The organism is Marinifilum caeruleilacunae (genome assembly GCF_013141825.1).
Taxonomy (GTDB): domain Bacteria; phylum Bacteroidota; class Bacteroidia; order Bacteroidales; family Marinifilaceae; genus Marinifilum; species Marinifilum caeruleilacunae.
In genome coordinates, this window is record NZ_RZNH01000013.1 from 40,546 (window position 1) to 57,315 (window position 16,770).

General features: G+C 38.1%; 10 protein-coding genes. 3 read left to right on the forward strand and 7 right to left on the reverse strand.

What is annotated here, in order from left to right; all coding sequences use genetic code 11:
* Nucleotides 1–110: 110 nt before the first annotated feature.
* Together ELS83_RS22440 and ELS83_RS09605 are read right to left on the reverse strand one after the other, a co-directional pair.
* A complete protein-coding gene (locus tag ELS83_RS22440; protein WP_283242724.1) occupies nt 111–3,263 on the reverse strand; it encodes a PKD domain-containing protein in 3,153 nt (1,050 codons plus the stop codon).
* Nucleotides 3,264–3,347: 84 nt separating this feature from the next.
* Nucleotides 3,348–4,370, reverse strand: a complete 1,023-nt coding sequence (locus ELS83_RS09605) for a right-handed parallel beta-helix repeat-containing protein (protein ID WP_171595343.1) — start codon at nt 4,368–4,370, stop codon at nt 3,348–3,350.
* Nucleotides 4,371–4,833: 463 nt separating this feature from the next.
* On the opposite strand from ELS83_RS09605, the gene ELS83_RS09610 reads away from it, so the two are divergent.
* Together ELS83_RS09610 and ELS83_RS09615 are read left to right on the forward strand one after the other, a co-directional pair.
* On the forward strand, nt 4,834–7,695 hold the full coding sequence (locus tag ELS83_RS09610; RefSeq protein WP_171595344.1) for a sensor histidine kinase: 2,862 nt from the start codon (nt 4,834–4,836) through the stop codon (nt 7,693–7,695).
* 4 nt (nt 7,696–7,699) lie between these two features.
* Nucleotides 7,700–8,539, forward strand: coding sequence for a LytR/AlgR family response regulator transcription factor (locus ELS83_RS09615; protein WP_171595345.1), 840 nt, complete (start codon nt 7,700–7,702; stop codon nt 8,537–8,539).
* Here ELS83_RS09615 and ELS83_RS09620 read toward each other — a convergent pair.
* The 3 genes from ELS83_RS09620 to ELS83_RS09630 all read right to left on the reverse strand — a co-directional run bounded on the left by ELS83_RS09620 (nt 8,536) and on the right by ELS83_RS09630 (nt 13,993).
* A complete protein-coding gene (locus ELS83_RS09620; RefSeq protein ID WP_171595346.1) occupies nt 8,536–9,123 on the reverse strand; it encodes a GDYXXLXY domain-containing protein in 588 nt (195 codons plus the stop codon). The genes ELS83_RS09615 and ELS83_RS09620 overlap by 4 nt on opposite strands.
* Nucleotides 9,116–10,390: a DUF2157 domain-containing protein gene (locus tag ELS83_RS09625; protein ID WP_171595347.1), complete on the reverse strand. Its 1,275-nt coding sequence runs from the start codon at nt 10,388–10,390 to the stop codon at nt 9,116–9,118. The genes ELS83_RS09620 and ELS83_RS09625 overlap by 8 nt, the downstream gene beginning before the upstream one ends.
* A gap of 345 nt (nt 10,391–10,735) precedes the next feature.
* On the reverse strand, nt 10,736–13,993 hold the full coding sequence (locus tag ELS83_RS09630; protein ID WP_216616459.1) for a S41 family peptidase: 3,258 nt from the start codon (nt 13,991–13,993) through the stop codon (nt 10,736–10,738).
* A gap of 291 nt (nt 13,994–14,284) precedes the next feature.
* Here ELS83_RS09630 and ELS83_RS09635 point away from each other — a divergent pair, with 291 nt between their 5' ends.
* The gene (locus tag ELS83_RS09635) at nt 14,285–14,596 is read left to right on the forward strand and encodes an STAS domain-containing protein (protein WP_171595348.1); all 312 of its coding nucleotides are present in this window, start codon (nt 14,285–14,287) and stop codon (nt 14,594–14,596) included.
* 6 nt (nt 14,597–14,602) lie between these two features.
* Here ELS83_RS09635 and ELS83_RS09640 read toward each other — a convergent pair whose 3' ends face one another.
* Complete coding sequence (locus ELS83_RS09640) at nt 14,603–15,121, reverse strand: GNAT family N-acetyltransferase (protein WP_171595349.1); 519 nt, start codon at nt 15,119–15,121, stop codon at nt 14,603–14,605.
* A gap of 67 nt (nt 15,122–15,188) precedes the next feature.
* A complete protein-coding gene (miaB, locus tag ELS83_RS09645) occupies nt 15,189–16,511 on the reverse strand; it encodes a tRNA (N6-isopentenyl adenosine(37)-C2)-methylthiotransferase MiaB (RefSeq protein ID WP_171595350.1) in 1,323 nt (440 codons plus the stop codon).
* Between the last annotated feature and the right edge of the window lie 259 nt (nt 16,512–16,770).

Here is a 16,770-nt window from a genome sequence, read left to right on the forward strand (position 1 = left end):
CAGGCAAACATATCCTAAAAAGAGAAACACAGATTTAAAATAAAAAAGAAAGGAACCTGCCACCAACAGACAGATTCCTTTCGAGCTAACTTAAATGTACTTCTACTACGCTATTGCTTAATAATTTTAAAGCTTACGATTTCGCCTTGGTTTAAAAAGTGAATAAAGTACAGACCGGCCGAGTACGAACTTAAGTCAATTGTGGTTATAGGGTGTAAGTTTTGCTGAATTAATAATTGACCACTTGCATTGAATAATTTCAATTGAATATTGGTCCTGTAATCGAAGTTTTGACTCAAATCTATTACTACTTTTCCTTTTGTAGGATTAGGGTATATACTGATGTTTTCTTTGATTAAATCTTCGATACCTACCAATATCACTTCAACATTTTCCGAACGTGCCGACTTACAGCCATACTGGTTCCAAACCTCAACCGAATAATTTCCACTTTGCTCAGGTGTAAATTCCTGGGAAGTATAGCCACTTAAAATATCATCGTTTAAGTACCATTGATATTCTTCTTCGTAAGTCGATGCAAGAATGCCATCCTCATAACTTACCACTGGTTGCTGTGGCAGGTCATAAAAAGTAACGGTAACTGCATCACTAGCTTCACATCCATTGTTATCTACTACCCTTAACTGATACTCACCCGTAGCAGTTACCGTTATCTGGCTCGACCCTTCTGTGTTGTTCCAGAAATATTTATTGTGGTTGTCTTCAACTGATAAAATTACTTCTTCGCCATTACAGGCTGTCTGATCTTCGCCCAAATCAACTATTGGAGCTGCAAAGAAGGAAAGATTTGCAAGATCTGTAGCTTCACATCCATTGGCATCTATCACACGAAGTGTATAATCGCCTTCGGCATCTGCAATTAGCTCATTGCTTCCTTCCACATCGTTCCAGAAATACTGTACAAATTCATCGGTCACACTAAATGTGTGTTCATTGCCCTGGCAGATCTGAATATCGGCACCCAAATCGACAGTTGGAGCTGTAAAGAATGAGAGATTCACTACATCGGTGGCTTCACATCCATTGGCATCTACTACGCGAAGGGTATAATCGCCTTCGGTATCTGCAATTAGCTCATTGCTTCCTTCTACATCGTTCCAGAAATACTGTGCAAAATCATCGGTCACACTAAATGTGTGTTCATTGCCTTGGCAGATCTGAATATCGGCACCCAAATCAACAGTTGGAGCAGTAAAGAATGAAAGATTCACTACATCGGTGGCCTCACATCCATTGGCATCTACTACGCGAAGGGTATAATCGCCTTCGGCATCTGCAATCAGCTCATTGCTTCCTTCCACATCGTTCCAGAAGTACTGTGCGAATTCATCGGCTACACTAAATGTGTGTTCATTGCCTTGGCAGATCTGAATATCAACACCCAAATCGACTGTTGGAGCAGTAAAGAATGAAAGATTTACTACATCGGTGGCTTCACATCCATTGACATCTACTACACGAAGGGTGTAATCTCCGGCAATGCCGCTTGTAAATTCATTTGTACCGCTTGCATCGTTCCAAAAGTATTGCTCGTAATTGTCAGCAACACTAAAGGTATGCTCACTGCCTTCGCAAATCTGAATATCGGCACCTAAATCGAGGCTTGGAATTGCATGTATGCTGATAAAATCTGTCATTGTTGAAACATCCGATAAGGAATATGTTTCGTTAGTAGTGGTTAACGAAACGGTATAGGAACCGGGTGTATCATATGTGTGATTTGGATTTTCTTCTGTACTTGTATGGCCATCGCCGAAGTCCCAAAGGTAGCTTTCACCATCGCTCGAATTGTTGGTGAATTGTACACTCATCGGTCCACAATTCTCAGTTTTGTCTGCTGTAAATTCAGCCTTTACCACAGCAATTCTGTTAATGGTTTGACTTAACGGAACAGTCCATTTGCCCTGGTCATCCATAAACTGGTAAGTAATGCTTTGGTCAGCCCCTGGAGGGATGGATAAAACATCAACCTGCTCGTTAAGAGAGAATTTTTCTGCGTCAGGATCGATGTTTACGATTTTTGCATTGGCGATATCGTCGTTGAACCAATACCTGTATTGATTCAGTTTGGCGGCAATCTGTTTCGGACGCTTTACAAATTGCTTACTCACCACTATAGACCAAATATGGCTTTCGTCCATTACGCGGGTATGAATTGTGTGTAGTCCATCCGATAAATCAGATAGATCAATCAGTTCATTCATGTCCAATCGATCGCTCGATGCGATATTGATACTTACAGCATTTTCAAGATCATTATCGAACCAGTACTGAACTTTTGTAAGCTGATGAGCCTGGGTATTTTCTTCCCGCTTAACGAATTGTTCTGATACTACTGAACTCCACATATTCGATTCAGCCTTAATTCGATAGCTTAAAAGGTGAACTCCATCGCTTAAACCGCTTACATCGATCAATTCTGAATGATTCAATTGATCTGTAGCAGCAAAGCTATTGGTTACTGCATTGTCAATATCATTGTCGAACCAATATTGTATTGTATTCAGCTGTTGAGCACTTGCAATGGCTTCGCGTTTAATAAACTGTTTTGAAACTACCGAGCTCCAGCTATTCGATTCAGCTTTAATTCTATAGCTCAAAAGGTGAACTCCATCACTCAAATCTGCTAAATCAATTAGTTCGGAATGATTTAGTTGATTGCTTGCAGCAAAGGTATTGGTCACTGCATTTTCAATGTCATTGTCGATCCAATACTGGATGGTATTCAATTGCTGAGCACTTGTACTTGCTTCACGTATAATAAACTGTTTGGAAACTACCGAAGACCAATTCTTGCTTTCATCCTGTATTCTATAGCTAATTAGATGCAATCCATTGCTTAGCGCAGATAAATCGATAAGTTCGCTATGATCCAATTGATCTGTAGGCGCAAAATTGCTTGTAACAGCATTGGCAATATCATTATCAAACCAATATTCTATTTTAGAGAGTTGATGAGATGATGTATTCGCCGTCCTTTTTACAAATTGCTTTTCAACTACACTGCTCCAGGCATTATTTTCATCTTTGAATCGAATGGCTATGCTATGCAAACCATCGTTCAGCGCATTGATGTCCAATAACTCGCTGATATTTACCTGGCTTGTTGCAGAAGACAATACCACAAGTTGACGATTGGCAATGTCTTCATCCATCCAATATTCATATTCGCTAATCTGATTCTGGGCCATCAGTGGCAGAGTGACGAGCCACAGAATGCAGAGATATAGTATTTTTCTCATGCTAATTTCCTTTATTGTATACCATGTTCTCATATCTATTTATAAGGTATCTTTCGATGTTTCTATACATCGATAGTAAAGGAATTAACGGTCTTGAGCCTGTACGCCAAGTTCTACGCTTAGCTTGCCATCGGCATCATTTTCGCTTGCAATGTTCACCTTAAAAAAGTGTGGGTTAGAAGGTACTGCAGATGCTTTGTATGGAATTGATGATCCGTAAATACCAATATTTGTACCATCGGAAGCTGCACCAACACCTGGCGAACTTGCTTTCAGATGATAATCGTTCGCAAAATGAAATTTGTACTCCTGATCGGTTTCAAGATGCTCAAAAATGCTTGTGATGTCCTGATCGAAGATGTTATTCGTATCATCAACGTCCATATAAGTTGCATAATTTACTCGGAATAAATTGTTTGTGAAAGTACAAGTGTTAGGAATACTGGCGTATTGATCCAGAATCACATTAGAGTTAATATTCATGCCTTCACAATTGTAGAAAATATGTCCTGCTGTTGAATTTCCAGAATTCTTAACCAGAAGTACACAAAATTGTACTGTTGAGCTATTTCTAAAATACCTGATGTTTCCCTGTACAATAGAATTTTCGATTAGAATATTGGTTGCGATACCAGTGGTAGATGAATTGACTCCACCAATAAGAACACATTCGGAGATCGTAAATCCGTCGATAGTACCATCTAATGAAACCAGTCCTCCAATTCGTGATCTGATTAGTTTGACCTCATTAATTGTTTGACTACTTGTATTTACAGAGCTACTGATATAAACTCCTTCTACCTTAGTTTGGTCGCAACCTGTTTTAAAATTGATTGAACCATTAATTTTAGTCATACCCGAAGCCGCTGTGGAATCCTGGTAATGTCCTGTTCCAATAATGGTAAGTTTTTTATCAATGGTAAGACTTTCATTATAGGTAAAACCAGGAATGTAGATGGTATCGTTGGCAACCGCTGCTGTAATTGCATCGGAAATAGTAGTGTGCAGACTTGGAGTTCCTGCATGTTGGAGTAATACTTTTTGCTGAGCTTGTGAAGCAAAGGTAAATGCTACTAAAATAAGGGTTAAGAGTAGAGTTTTTTTCATGTTTATGCTTTTATTGGATTTTACAATTTGTATCTAAAATAGAATGATAGCAGCAGAGGGAATAATGAAAAATAACAAGTGGGAGAATTCGATAATAACTGGGAAAAAATAATTAATAATGAGTAATGAATAATGTGTAATGAGGAGGTTTATTGAAGTTTTCGAAACTTTATAAATTAAAGCTTGTGGATTTTGGTTTTTTAGCATGCTTAAAACAAGAAGTTGAGCTTCAGATCGGATTCGATATATCACAAATTCAACATTTGATTATTATTCATTACTCATTATTAATTATTCATTGAGTAATACCACTTGTTACGCTATTTGCTCACTTGTTATCTCGTAAATCAGATTTCGGGATAGATTTCTTATCTTGAGCTTGAAATTCCCAAACCCATCTGTTCACACTTAAATGAGACACTTTTGCTTTGTATTGATATTAACCTGTATAAACCTCGTGGTAATGGGGCAGCAGCGCCCGTATATCAATTACACAACACACGATGGCTTACCACAAATACAGGTAATGGCAGTGCATCAGGACAAGACGGGTTACATTTGGGCTGGAACCAAATCGGGACTGGTTAAATTCAATGGTGAGAGGTTTGAACATTTCCTTCCTAAAAAAAGAATCTACAATATCTATAGCGATAACTACAGTCGGGTGTATGTGCAAACCTACAACGAGCTGTATCGATACGACGGTCAGCAGATAAAACTCATGGCAAAGTTCAGGTATCAATCGGCCATTCGACTGGCAAATGATCTTGAATATTGGGTGCTATCGCCAGATGCTTTGGTGCATTACAAAGATACAATCGCATTACATACATATCAGTACAAGAAAGACCTGCCTGGTATAATGAATTCCATTGCCTGGAACAAAAAGGATGGAAAGTTATACCTGGGTGTCAAGAATCAGAAAAAGATCTTGAGTATCGATAATGGTAAAGTAGAAACGGTAAACTACCAAACAAAAGCCGATGAAATTGCTGTAAACTCTTTGGGTGATCAATTGGTATTTATTGAGCACTATGGCAGTAATTTGAAATGGATCAATCCACAAACGAAAGAAGAGTATTTTACCATTTACAAATCGAATAATGTGGTAGATAGTATCTCAGTAAAATCTTTACCGGTAAAAAAGCATATCCATTTTAACGATTACTCTTACTACCTTATCGATAGCCTAACAAATACAGGCAAAAAGGTGAAACTCGATTTTATTAAAGCACCTTATCCGGTGATTTTTGATGAGGATGATAACATATGGTCAGGATCGGATAACGGATTGTACCAGGTGTTTAACGGTCCGGTAAAAAACTATCCACGCAGCTTTATGAATGATGTTTGGACACTCATTAAAGGTCGCAACAAGGAAATATACGGTGCTGTTTATAAAGAAGCCCTTTACAAATACGACCTGGAAAACGAGCAAAAAACAGAGATTATTGCCCCGGGCCAGTTTGGCAGGAAAGAGACAGATTATTACTATGGTTCATCTATGGATGCGAAAGGTAATCTCTATTTTCCTACCCATTACGGATTGGTAAAGTATGATTACAGGAAGGCCAAAAAATTTGATACCGGCATTTCCTTAATCAGTAAATACGATAGCATTTCGAACCAGGTTGTTTTTGGGCAAATGCATGGTTTTGGCTTTATCGACGAGAACGAGAAGATAAGCTACGTGCAGGATAGTACCAAACAATTTGTGACTTCTCATCCAGCAGCACTTGAGTTCGATGCTGAAGGAAATATCTGGATTGGAACCAAAGCCAGCCTGTGCAAATGGGACCGTAAAAAGAAGGCATTTAGCCAGGCCATATCATGTCCGTCGAGAGCGGCTACTGTAATTCAACGCGACTTTCGAAATAACATTTGGTTGGGCGGAAAAGATGGCCTTTGGTTGTTCGATGAGCAAAGCCGCGATTGCAAAAGGGTTGATAAAGGCATTATTAATTCGAATATTACTGGCATTATTATTCCCAATCAGCACTATTTAATTGTTGGCACCTCCCTGGAGATTTACGTGATGGATCTGAAAGCTTATTATGAGACAGGTGAAATTAGAATGCGTCTCTTCAATTTCCGAAATGGCTTTTTATCGGAAGAAGTGTGTCAAAATGGTTTCATGCTGGATGGAAACCGATTATTTATTCCTTCTACAACAAGTACATCGGTACTCGATTTAGAGAAAATTGATTTCAATCCTGAATTTTACAATGTCAGAATTACCAGTTTAAACGATCTTGGAATTCAGTATGTTGATTCGGTGAATCGATCGGAGATCATCCTGGAAAAAGGAAAGAACGAATTGGATTTTGGCTTCGAAACAGTAGGTTTTGGATTGCCAACAAAACCTGTGTTTCGTTACAAACTAAGTGGTGTAGATAAGGATTGGAGCGAATGGACTACCAAAACCTATGCAAACTACAGGAATTTATCATCGGGAGAATATCGTTTCCAGGTTATGGCCCGTGCAGGTGGAAATCCGAATATTATCAGTTATAAAGAAGACTCAATAAAAGTTAAGGTTTCTAACCCTTTCTACAAAGAGCCGCGTTTTTATCAGCATAGCTTTTTCGGTTTTGTGTTTTTGGTACTGATTTTAGGCTTTTTTGTGCACTCACGTTTCCATATCAAACTGAAGATGATCGATCGTGAACGAAAAATCAAGCTGCTCGAAATTGCTACACTGCAGGCACAGTTAAATCCACACTTTATCTTCAATATTCTTTCCTCGGTACAGAACTTAATTAGTTTGCACAAGCAGGAAAAAGCCAATGAATATCTCATTAAGTTTTCACGTTTGATCCGTTCCTATATGGAAGCTTCTATCAAATCTTCGAAAGTGCTTTTGGGAACTTCTGTAAGTAGCGAGATTAGTGTAAAAGAAGAGATCGATCTGCTCAAAATGTATATCGAACTGGAACAAGTAAAACATGGGAATGAGAAGTTCGATTTTTCCATCGAAATTAGTTCTGATTCCATTCTGAACCGAAGCATTCCTCCAATGATTCTGCAACCTTTGGTCGAAAATGCAATTAAACATGGTTTGGAACCCAAAGAGGAAAAAGGTTTCCTTAGCATTCAATTTTCGGAGCATGAAGATTCGGTTGAATGTATCATTCTGGATGATGGTATAGGCCGTGAGCGATCGAACGAACTAAAAAGAGACTCCATAAAACTCTATCAATCGAGAGGATTGGAAATGATCAACAAAAAGATAGAGATATTAAATGACCTGGATTACCAGATTAGTATAGATTACCGTGATTCGGCAGAGGGGACAGAGGTAAGAGTAAAATTTACAAACGAATAGGATTATGCAAGAAGTATACAGCGCATTGGTAGTTGAGGATGTAAAAGATACATCAAACTATATCCGACAGAGAATAGAAAAACTGTGTCCTGCCATTAAGGAGATTCAGCAGGCTTTTAGTATTGATGAGGCCTACGATAAAATCAGGAATGAGCATTTCGATATCATTTTTCTGGATATTCAATTGCCAAAAGGAACAGGTTTCGATCTCTTACGAAGATTATCGGATGAAGGAAAAATAGACTTTGAGATCATCTTTATTACCGGCGAAAGTGCAAAGGAGTTTACCTTGCGAGCCATTAAATATTCTGCTCTCGATTTTTTGTACAAACCCTTAGATGATGCAGACCTGATTCATGCGGTGAATAAGGCAACCGATAAATTGAAAACCCAGTATTTCAACCGACAAATAAAATTGTTGCTCGATCGTGTTGGTGGCGATAATCTGGGTAAAACCAATAAGATTGCCCTGCATCTGCACAATGGCATTGTTGAGTTTGTAAATGTCGACGAAATAAAATACCTCGAAGCCGATGGTGTGGTTGCCTATGTTTATTTGAGCAATGGCGACAGGCTTACCACAACTCGCAATTTGGGATATTACAAAGAGATGCTGATGATGGATTATAACTTTTACCCAATCAGCAATAGCTTGTTAATTAACCAGGAATATATTTTAAGGTACAACCACAAGGAGTTGCAACTTACCTTAAACGATGGCACTGTTCTTTTTGCATCCAAACGATTTGGCAAAAGCTTTAAGGATACTTTTGCAAATCAGAATCAGAACAGGCCAAAGGTTTTTAAGAGTATTGCCCAGATTTGGCGACGAATTCTGGATTAGTTGGGCTTTTCCACAGCATCTTTAATGGATACGCCATCTATCATTACATCTTTTAGCGTGGCTAGGCCATTCTTAAGATTTACCAAAGCATAAGTTTGAGATAATGTATCAGATGTTGATTTACGATAAAGGTCTTCTGCCGCTTTGGCTTTCGATTCCTCCATGTAAAAACGATTAAAGGGGTACTGAAGTCGAATCTCAATTCTGCTGATGTTATTATTCTCGTCGAAAGTGGTTTTCACACTTCGAATTGTAGCCTTACAATAATGCTTATGTTCTTCGGGAGCTGTTTTTGTGGCATAGCTAATTGTGGCAAAACCCTTTTCATTTTCATCAATGTGTACAAAAACTTCCTCTCCCTTGGTCCATTTTTCGTAAGGAGCTACGCCAATCGAGTTTTCTTTAAAGCGAAGCACTACATATTTTCCCCGAAACGGATCGTTGGGATCAACAGGTGCAGTCTGAAATTTGAATTCTTTACCATTGGCAAGAACATCTTCCTGCTCGTAAATACTTTTTACAGGAACAGCCAATTGAATAACTGCAATAAGTATAAATGCTATGAATAGGAACTTTTTATGCATGGTGTTTTCTCTTTTTTAGTAATTGATAATTGGCGATAAAGAATCCAAACCCAATCGATAGAAATAGAATTCCCCTTAGCACAAAACTTAAATCGGTATCGAAAAATCGACAAATAATTAATGCGGTAATAATGACTAAACCCGAATTTAAAATGCCTAAATTCTGTTCGCGGTTTCCCGATACAATGGTTACTATACCAAAAGCAAATACCAATAAATTTACCAGGATATAAGCAAAAGAAGTGTGAGAAGCCGTAATGTATATCAGTAACAAAACAAAGAAAAGGCTCTCACTAAATCCAGCTTTGCTTTTTGTCCAATTGATTTTTGCCAGAATGAGTGCAATTGTTGTTAATAGAATGGTAGCATAAACTTCCGTTGATTGTAAAAGCGTCGGGAACTCATAAGAATTTCTTCTGATATCAATCCAAACGGCATCGAAGCTAAGTATTAACAAGACAATGATACTTCCTAACCAGGCAATAATTTTGAAACCATTGCTGGCAGGAGTAAGTTGACTGAAAGAGACCTGTTTTCCAATTGATGCAAACACCCCAAACAAACTCATATAAGCCAGGAACATGATCTCCTCATGGTTTTTGGAAAATGCTCTCAGGCAAATGGTAATCGATAAAGGAATTAACCAGCTATGAATGGCAACACTATTGCCAGCAGGATTTTCTTTTTTCTGAATTAGATAAAAAAGAATGCTGGCAGCTATGAATAAAATATACCAGTAAGGTATTGTATTAGGATATTCCCAGTAACCAATATTCAAAGCATAAAATAAACTGCCCACAATAAATAAAATAGACCCAACCGAAGATCTCATTAGGAAAGGAATTGGCAGGTACAAAATCATCCAGATAAAAAGAAAGGAACCCAACTGGCCAGGAATGTTGTAAATCTGACTAATTAATGAAATGCATGAGCCTATGGCAAAAAACAGGAATGCAGAACTTGCTTCTCTCCAGCTTTGAGAGGTTTGCTTTCTAAGAAGGGTAAATCCGCAAGCAAACTGTCCAATCACAAGAGGCAATATTGCAAAAGTGGCCTTAATCGACCTTGGAAACTGATCCCAGTTGTGAGCAATAATCAAAATAATGCCTAAGCCAACCATAATTGCACCCAAAGTACCGAATATGGATAAAAGTCTATTCTGAGTGGGTTGTTTTTGATTTGCGTAATAAGTAAGAATGTCATCTGCAGTACTCTGTGAAATGACCTTTGCTTCCACAAGTTTGGGAATCTCTTTTTGAATACTCATAAATATCGTGCTTGGATTTCATTATAAATCTAATAATATTATGAGTTAAATTGAACAGATTAAATAAAAAACCGAAAATCGCAGCGCCCCTATGCTTTGCAATTCTCGGTTTTATTTCGCCTGTTTCGTAAAATAGAAGAGAAGGGAGAAACAGGCTCTTCCAAACAGAATTTGGAAGGGGGTATGTGAATGTTGTTTGTGTTAAAACGAGGACAAAGCTCAATTCATTTGAGGTGAAATGAGAAGTATTGAGCTCTGCCTCATATATTGTTAATCGTAATTATGATTTCCCGAAAGCACAATTAAAAATTCGATGTGCTTTACGGGATATCATGACTACACAGACTAATTCTTAATTTCTTCCAGCAAGTGCTTAACAGCTTCTTCCAACTGCTGATCTTTACCGGTAATTACCATTTCGTAATCGTTACGAACTTTAATATCTGGTTCAACCTGCTGGTTTTCGATATAATTTCCTTTCATGTCTTTCACACCAACCATCGGCATGCCAAAGTACAAGCTTCTGTCTTGCAGTGTTTCCCACCAAACAGCAGTCATGGTTCCCGGAACAGGCATACCAATTAGTTTACCAATTTTAAGAGTTTGGTAAGCGTAAGGGAAAGCACAGGCATCCGAATAGTTTCCTTCTCCAATTAGCACGGCCGAAGGCTTTTTCCATTTAAACATTGGCTCTGTACCAAAGTCTTGTCCGCGAGGCGATAAGGTTGAGTAAATTTCACCACTTAATAAGGTAACAAGGTCGTCGTGAAGCCAGCCACCACCATTAAATCTTGTATCCACGATAATGGCATCGCAGGTACCGTATTTACCTAACATTTCAGAATATATCTTTCTGTAACTTGGCGAGTTCATGCCTTTAACATGCACGTAACCAATCTTACCATCCGAAAGGCGTTTTACTTCTTCCTGTCTACTCTTCACCCAACGTTCGTACAATAAAGTATTAATGCTTGAAACTGGTTTAACAACTTCTTCCCAGCGTTCTTTTGTATACGGACTGTATAGGCTCAATAATACCTTTTTGCCTGCCTTATGGTTAAGCATTGGGTAATGACTCTTGTCGTTGCTGATTGTTTCACCATCAATCTTTTCGATAATTACACCAGCTTTAATTTTTGAATCTGCCTGGTTCAAAGGACCTTTTTCAAGAATTTCAGCAATTCTTAGTCCATCACCTTCGTAGTTCCAATCGTAGAATGCACCTAGCTTGGCAGTTCTATCCGCATTTTTTGCTCTGTGACGATATCCCGAACCTGTGTGCGATGCGTTTAACTCACCCAACAATTCGCTCAACATTTCAGCAAAGTCGTAGTTGTTGTTGATATGAGGTAAAAACTTTTTGTATTCAGCCTTGTAAAAATCCCAGTCAAGCTGATGCATTTCAGGATCGTAGAATTTTTTCTTCATGGTTGTCCAAACATGCTCAAACATGTATTCTCTTTCCTTTGCTTTGTCAAGATACATTTCTGCAGCATAGCTAATGTTTTTGCGCTTGTTCGATGCAACATCAACTTTAATAATGCTTCTTCCCGACATTAGGAACAGGTTCTTGGCATCCTTATCGAACTGCATGGCACCACCGCCACCTTTTAAATCCAATACTTTTTTGGTCGATTTCTTTTCCAAATCGTTCACCCAAAGGTCATAACCATCTTCAAATTTGCTTAGGTAGAACAACTTCTTTCCATCAGGAGTTAAGATTGCATCCGACAGGTTCGAAGGATTAATGGTCAAACAAATCTGGCGATCTTCCATACCAGTGAATTCAATATTCAATGGTTTATCTTCATCCTTCTTGTCTTTTTTATCCTTTTTATCTTTCTTCTTGTCTTTCTTTTCTTCTTCGTCCTCTTTCTTGTTTGCTTTCTTCGCTTTCTCTTCCTCTTTTACCAATTCTCTTTCTTCTTTCGATAATTTAAAATCATCCAAAGCCTTTTGGTTGAAGAACTGAACGTACACATCTCCTTGAGAACCCCAGCTACCGTGAGAACGATATCCGCGACGGTCGGTAAACCAAATCATGGCATTTCCCTTTAAAGACCATTTGGCATTTGAGTCATTGTAACCACTCTCTGTCAGGTTAATCATTTTGCCATTTCCTTGAGCATCTACTAATGCTACATCAGACATAAAAATGGTGTGAGGATAAAAATCAACAAGGAACCATTTTCCGTCATTCGACCAATCGTAATGCTGATCGCCATCGGAATAAGAATAGTTGTATTCTTTACCTAAAATTTTACGAACTTCCTTTGTTTTAAGATTGATCACTTTAAGGATTACTCTTTCTTCAAGGAAGGCAACCTCTTTACCATCAGGAGAAAATTTAGGTTGGAATGTTGCTTCAGGTGTTTCTAAAACTACCTCTTCTTTTAATGAAGTGGCATTTGAGAATTGAGTTTCGCCTTCGCGTACCAATTTGGTTTGATATAAGTTCCAGCTTCCTTTTCGTTCCGAAGCGTATAGTAATGCTTTTCCATCAGGGCTAAAGCTAACCGAACGTTCTTGTTCTGGTGTGTTGGTAATTCTTTTTGTAGTTCCGTATTCTACCGAAGTAACAAATACTTCTCCACGTACAATAAATGCAACTTCTTTTCCATTTGGCGATACAGCCATTTCACCTGCACCACTGCTTAATCTTTCAAAACTTACCGCATTTTCTTTGTTGTCAACAGCCAAAGTAACCTGAAGTTTTACCGGATCTTTCCCTTTTTCCTGGGTGTAAATTTCACCATTGTACGAGTAACAAAGTTTATCATCGTTCGAAATGCTTAAGAATCGAACCGGGTGTTTGTCGAAGTTTGAAACCTGGCTAAGTTTAGATTTATCAGCAACAGGAGCTTTCCAAACATTAAAACTTCCCGATTTTTCCGATAGATAGTATATTTCACTATTGTCAGCACTAAATACAGGATATAAATCTTCTCCCTCAAAAGTAGAGAACATGCTGTGCTTTTTGTTTTTAGTATCGTACAACCAAATGTCTCTGGTTACTGCCGATGTATGGTGCTTTCTCCAGTGGTCTTCATAACCCTTGCTATCGCGATAAAGGATGTATTCCATATTATTGCTGTAGCGGGCATCAAGAGCCGGAGTGGTTAACACCTGTGAAATTTTTCCTCCTTCGCTAGGAACACTGTACAATTCCGAAAGCGCACCAGAAGGGAACATCACATTCTTGGTGTCATCGCTAATCAAAGCAGAAAATAAGATGTGTTTTCCATCAGGTGTAAAGGAAGATGGTGATTCTCCTCCCGAATAAAAAGTTAACCTTTCAGGAGTTCCGCCTTTTGCACCAACTTTAAAGATGTCAAAATTCCCAAATCGATCGGAAGCAAAAGCAATGCTCGATCCGTCAGGCGACCATACTGGTTTGTAATCGTATGCTTTATTGGTAGTAAGTGGATATGCTACACCACCTTCAGACGAAACAGTGAATAAATCGCCACCATATTCGAATACAATGGTTTCACCATTTGGAGAGATTGCCGGATACCTTAACCATAAAGGGGCATCCATTGCTAGTAAACTTTTTGCGAGTGCAATTAAAAATGTAGTAAGGAAAAAAAGTTTTTTAATCATAACGAATTGGTCTAGTATGAAAAAATCTAATTTGTGATTTGATTATTTTTTGACTAGTCATTCATATCAGATACTATACCAAAATGCGTAAGGTTAACATTATTAGATTGTTTGATTCATTTTTTCACTGATTTAAAAAAAAAGTTGTTCGAATGTGAACAAAATCATGTTCGTTATCGTACTGTAGTAATTGAATCGGATCAACTTTAAATAAGAGGTTTAAGCTTGATTTTTAAAGAATTTCCGTTTTCTTTGTTTTGTACTATATCGCTAAAAATCAATTAGAATTGTATGTTAAATTTTCGGATACAAGAACAATCTGTTATCGCATCTTTAGAAGGAACACGCAGAATTAATGGTATGATTTCGGAAATGGTGAAGAGTGAAATCATTGATTTTATTGAGAAATCTGGAAAGCAAGTTGTGCTGGACCTGAATGGTGTTAGTTTCGTCGACACCCAGGGTTTTTCTGCATTAAAGGCAATTGCAGAGTTGGCTAAAGCCAATGAACGACTGTTTTCTTTAGCCAATTGCTCGGATGATGTGCTCGAGCTGGTGGAACTTGTAGAGATGAGAGAATCCTTCTCTATTGGTAAGAACTAGAAATTCTTACACTTCGTTAAATTCTTTTGGATACTCAATGGTTCCTTCAACTGTTGAGAGTGAGTCTTTGACCAATTCCAGAGCCATAAAACTATTTTCAGGAACATCGAATGGAGCTGAAATTTGGTAGCTGCCAGCAGTTTTGAAACCAAATTTGGGATAAAACCCTTCGTGTCCCAAAACGATTACCGATTCATGTCCTAGTTTCTTAGCTTTTGCCAGGCCTTTTTGTACCAGTTGGCTGCCTATTCCCAGGCCTTGTAATTCGGGAATTACCGACATAGGCGCAAGAGCCAGAGTTTTAAAAGTTTTTTCTTTGCTTTTAATGTTTACCGGAAAGAATAAAATGTGCCCTACAATTTCGTTTCCCAAACAGGCAACCAGCGATAACTCTTTGATAAAGCTTTTATTCTTTCGCAGCTTCTCAATTAATAATCCTTCATTTTCCTGACCAAAGGCCATATCATTTATCATTGAGATGATGGGGTAATCATTTTTGTTTTCTGGTCGGATGGAAACTTTCATAGGTCTTATTAATTAAAATAATTGTGGAAAAAAGAAAAGAGCCATGCTTTAGACATGGCTCAATGTTTTATACTGATTCTCCTCTTAGTGTAGCTTGTGTGCAATCGGTCACTTTTACCTGTACCAAATCGCCAACCTGATAATCTTTGCGAGGGAAAACGATTACCTTATTTTGAGAGCTTCTTCCGAATAATTCCTGGTCGGATTTCTTCGAAACACCTTCAACCAACACCTCAAATACCTGTCCGATATCTCTTTGGTTGCTTTCCAGCGATAACTGATTCTGAAGTTCGATCATCTGGGTTAGACGTTCGCTTTTCACCTCTTCAGGAATGTTATCGTCCAGGTTTTTATAGGCAAATGTTCCTGGTCTTTCCGAATATTTGAACATGAAGGCCAAATCGTATTTTGCCCATTTCATCAAGTCTAAAGTTTGTTTGAAATCTTCTTCGCTTTCGTTGTGAAAACCACAGAAAATATCGGTAGAAATACCACAGTTAGGCACAATTTCACGAATGGCTTCAATTCTGTTCATGTACCACTCGCGAGTATATTTTCTACGCATATCTTTTAAGACAGAATCGCTTCCCGACTGCACTGGCAGGTGAATGTGCTTGCAGATGTTTGGATATTTAGCGATTACTCGTAGCGTATCATCACTCATATCTTTAGGATGCGAGGTGGCAAAACGAATTCTCATGTTTGGTTCAGCCTTGGCAACCATTTCCAATAGCTCTGGGAAGCTGATTTCAGAAACTGAGTTTTTAAATTTGAATGAGTTTACATTTTGTCCCAATAAGGTAACTTCTTTGTAGCCTTTTTCGGCCAAATCTCTCACCTCTTTAATAATGCTTTCCGGATTACGGCTTCTTTCTCTACCTCTTGTATATGGTACAATACAGTAAGTGCAGAAATTGTTACATCCTCGCATAATGGAAACAAATCCTGAAATGGCAGTTTCATCTATTCTCGACGGGCAAATGTCTTTGTAGGTTTCTGTAAGCGATAATTCAATATTAATGGCTTTTTCACCCTTTTCGGCTTTCTGAACAAGCATTGGTAAATCCATATAAGCATCAGGTCCTACAACGATGTTAACGTTTTTCTCCTGTTCGAAAAGTTTATCGCCTAATCGTTCTGCCATACAGCCAATTACACCAACCAAGAGTTTCGGATTCTTTTTCTTTAGTTCAGAAAAACCCTGAACACGTCCTCTCACTCTTTGTTCTGCATTTTCGCGAACAGAACATGTATTTACTAAAATAACATCTGCTTCTTCTCTTGTTTTGGTTATCTCAAACCCATCGTGTTGCATAATGGCTGCAACTACTTCACTATCTGCCACATTCATTTGGCAGCCGTAAGTCTCCAAAAACAATTTCTTGCTCATTTCGCTCATTCTGATATCCTCAGTTTAAAATTTCGGGCAAAGTTACATTATCTCAATGGATTGGCAAGGAAGAGAATGGTCATTTAGAATTGTTATAAAAACTTTAACAATTCAAACTAAGGATAAAAATAGATCGATAGAGTTAAATGATAAATTCGTAAATTTAATTGTTAAGCTTTATTTTTTGAGCACACTCAGGTTTCAATGATTAAGATCGTTTTTGGGGAGAAAATAGTGTTTGTTGCTAAATAATTTTGTG

Excerpts from the sequence above, each read along its gene's own strand:
- ELS83_RS22440 (WP_283242724.1), bottom strand. The coding sequence starts at position 3,263 with ATGAGAAAAATACTATATCTCTGCATTCTGTGGCTCGTCACTCTGCCA.
- ELS83_RS09605 (WP_171595343.1), bottom strand. The coding sequence starts at position 4,370 with ATGAAAAAAACTCTACTCTTAACCCTTATTTTAGTAGCATTTACCTTT.
- ELS83_RS09610 (WP_171595344.1), top strand. The coding sequence starts at position 4,834 with ATGGGGCAGCAGCGCCCGTATATCAATTACACAACACACGATGGCTTA.
- ELS83_RS09615 (WP_171595345.1), top strand. The coding sequence starts at position 7,700 with ATGCAAGAAGTATACAGCGCATTGGTAGTTGAGGATGTAAAAGATACA.
- ELS83_RS09620 (WP_171595346.1), bottom strand. The coding sequence starts at position 9,123 with ATGCATAAAAAGTTCCTATTCATAGCATTTATACTTATTGCAGTTATT.
- ELS83_RS09625 (WP_171595347.1), bottom strand. The coding sequence starts at position 10,390 with ATGAGTATTCAAAAAGAGATTCCCAAACTTGTGGAAGCAAAGGTCATT.
- ELS83_RS09630 (WP_216616459.1), bottom strand. The coding sequence starts at position 13,993 with ATGATTAAAAAACTTTTTTTCCTTACTACATTTTTAATTGCACTCGCA.
- ELS83_RS09635 (WP_171595348.1), top strand. The coding sequence starts at position 14,285 with ATGTTAAATTTTCGGATACAAGAACAATCTGTTATCGCATCTTTAGAA.
- ELS83_RS09640 (WP_171595349.1), bottom strand. The coding sequence starts at position 15,121 with ATGAAAGTTTCCATCCGACCAGAAAACAAAAATGATTACCCCATCATC.
- miaB (WP_171595350.1), bottom strand. The coding sequence starts at position 16,511 with ATGAGCAAGAAATTGTTTTTGGAGACTTACGGCTGCCAAATGAATGTG.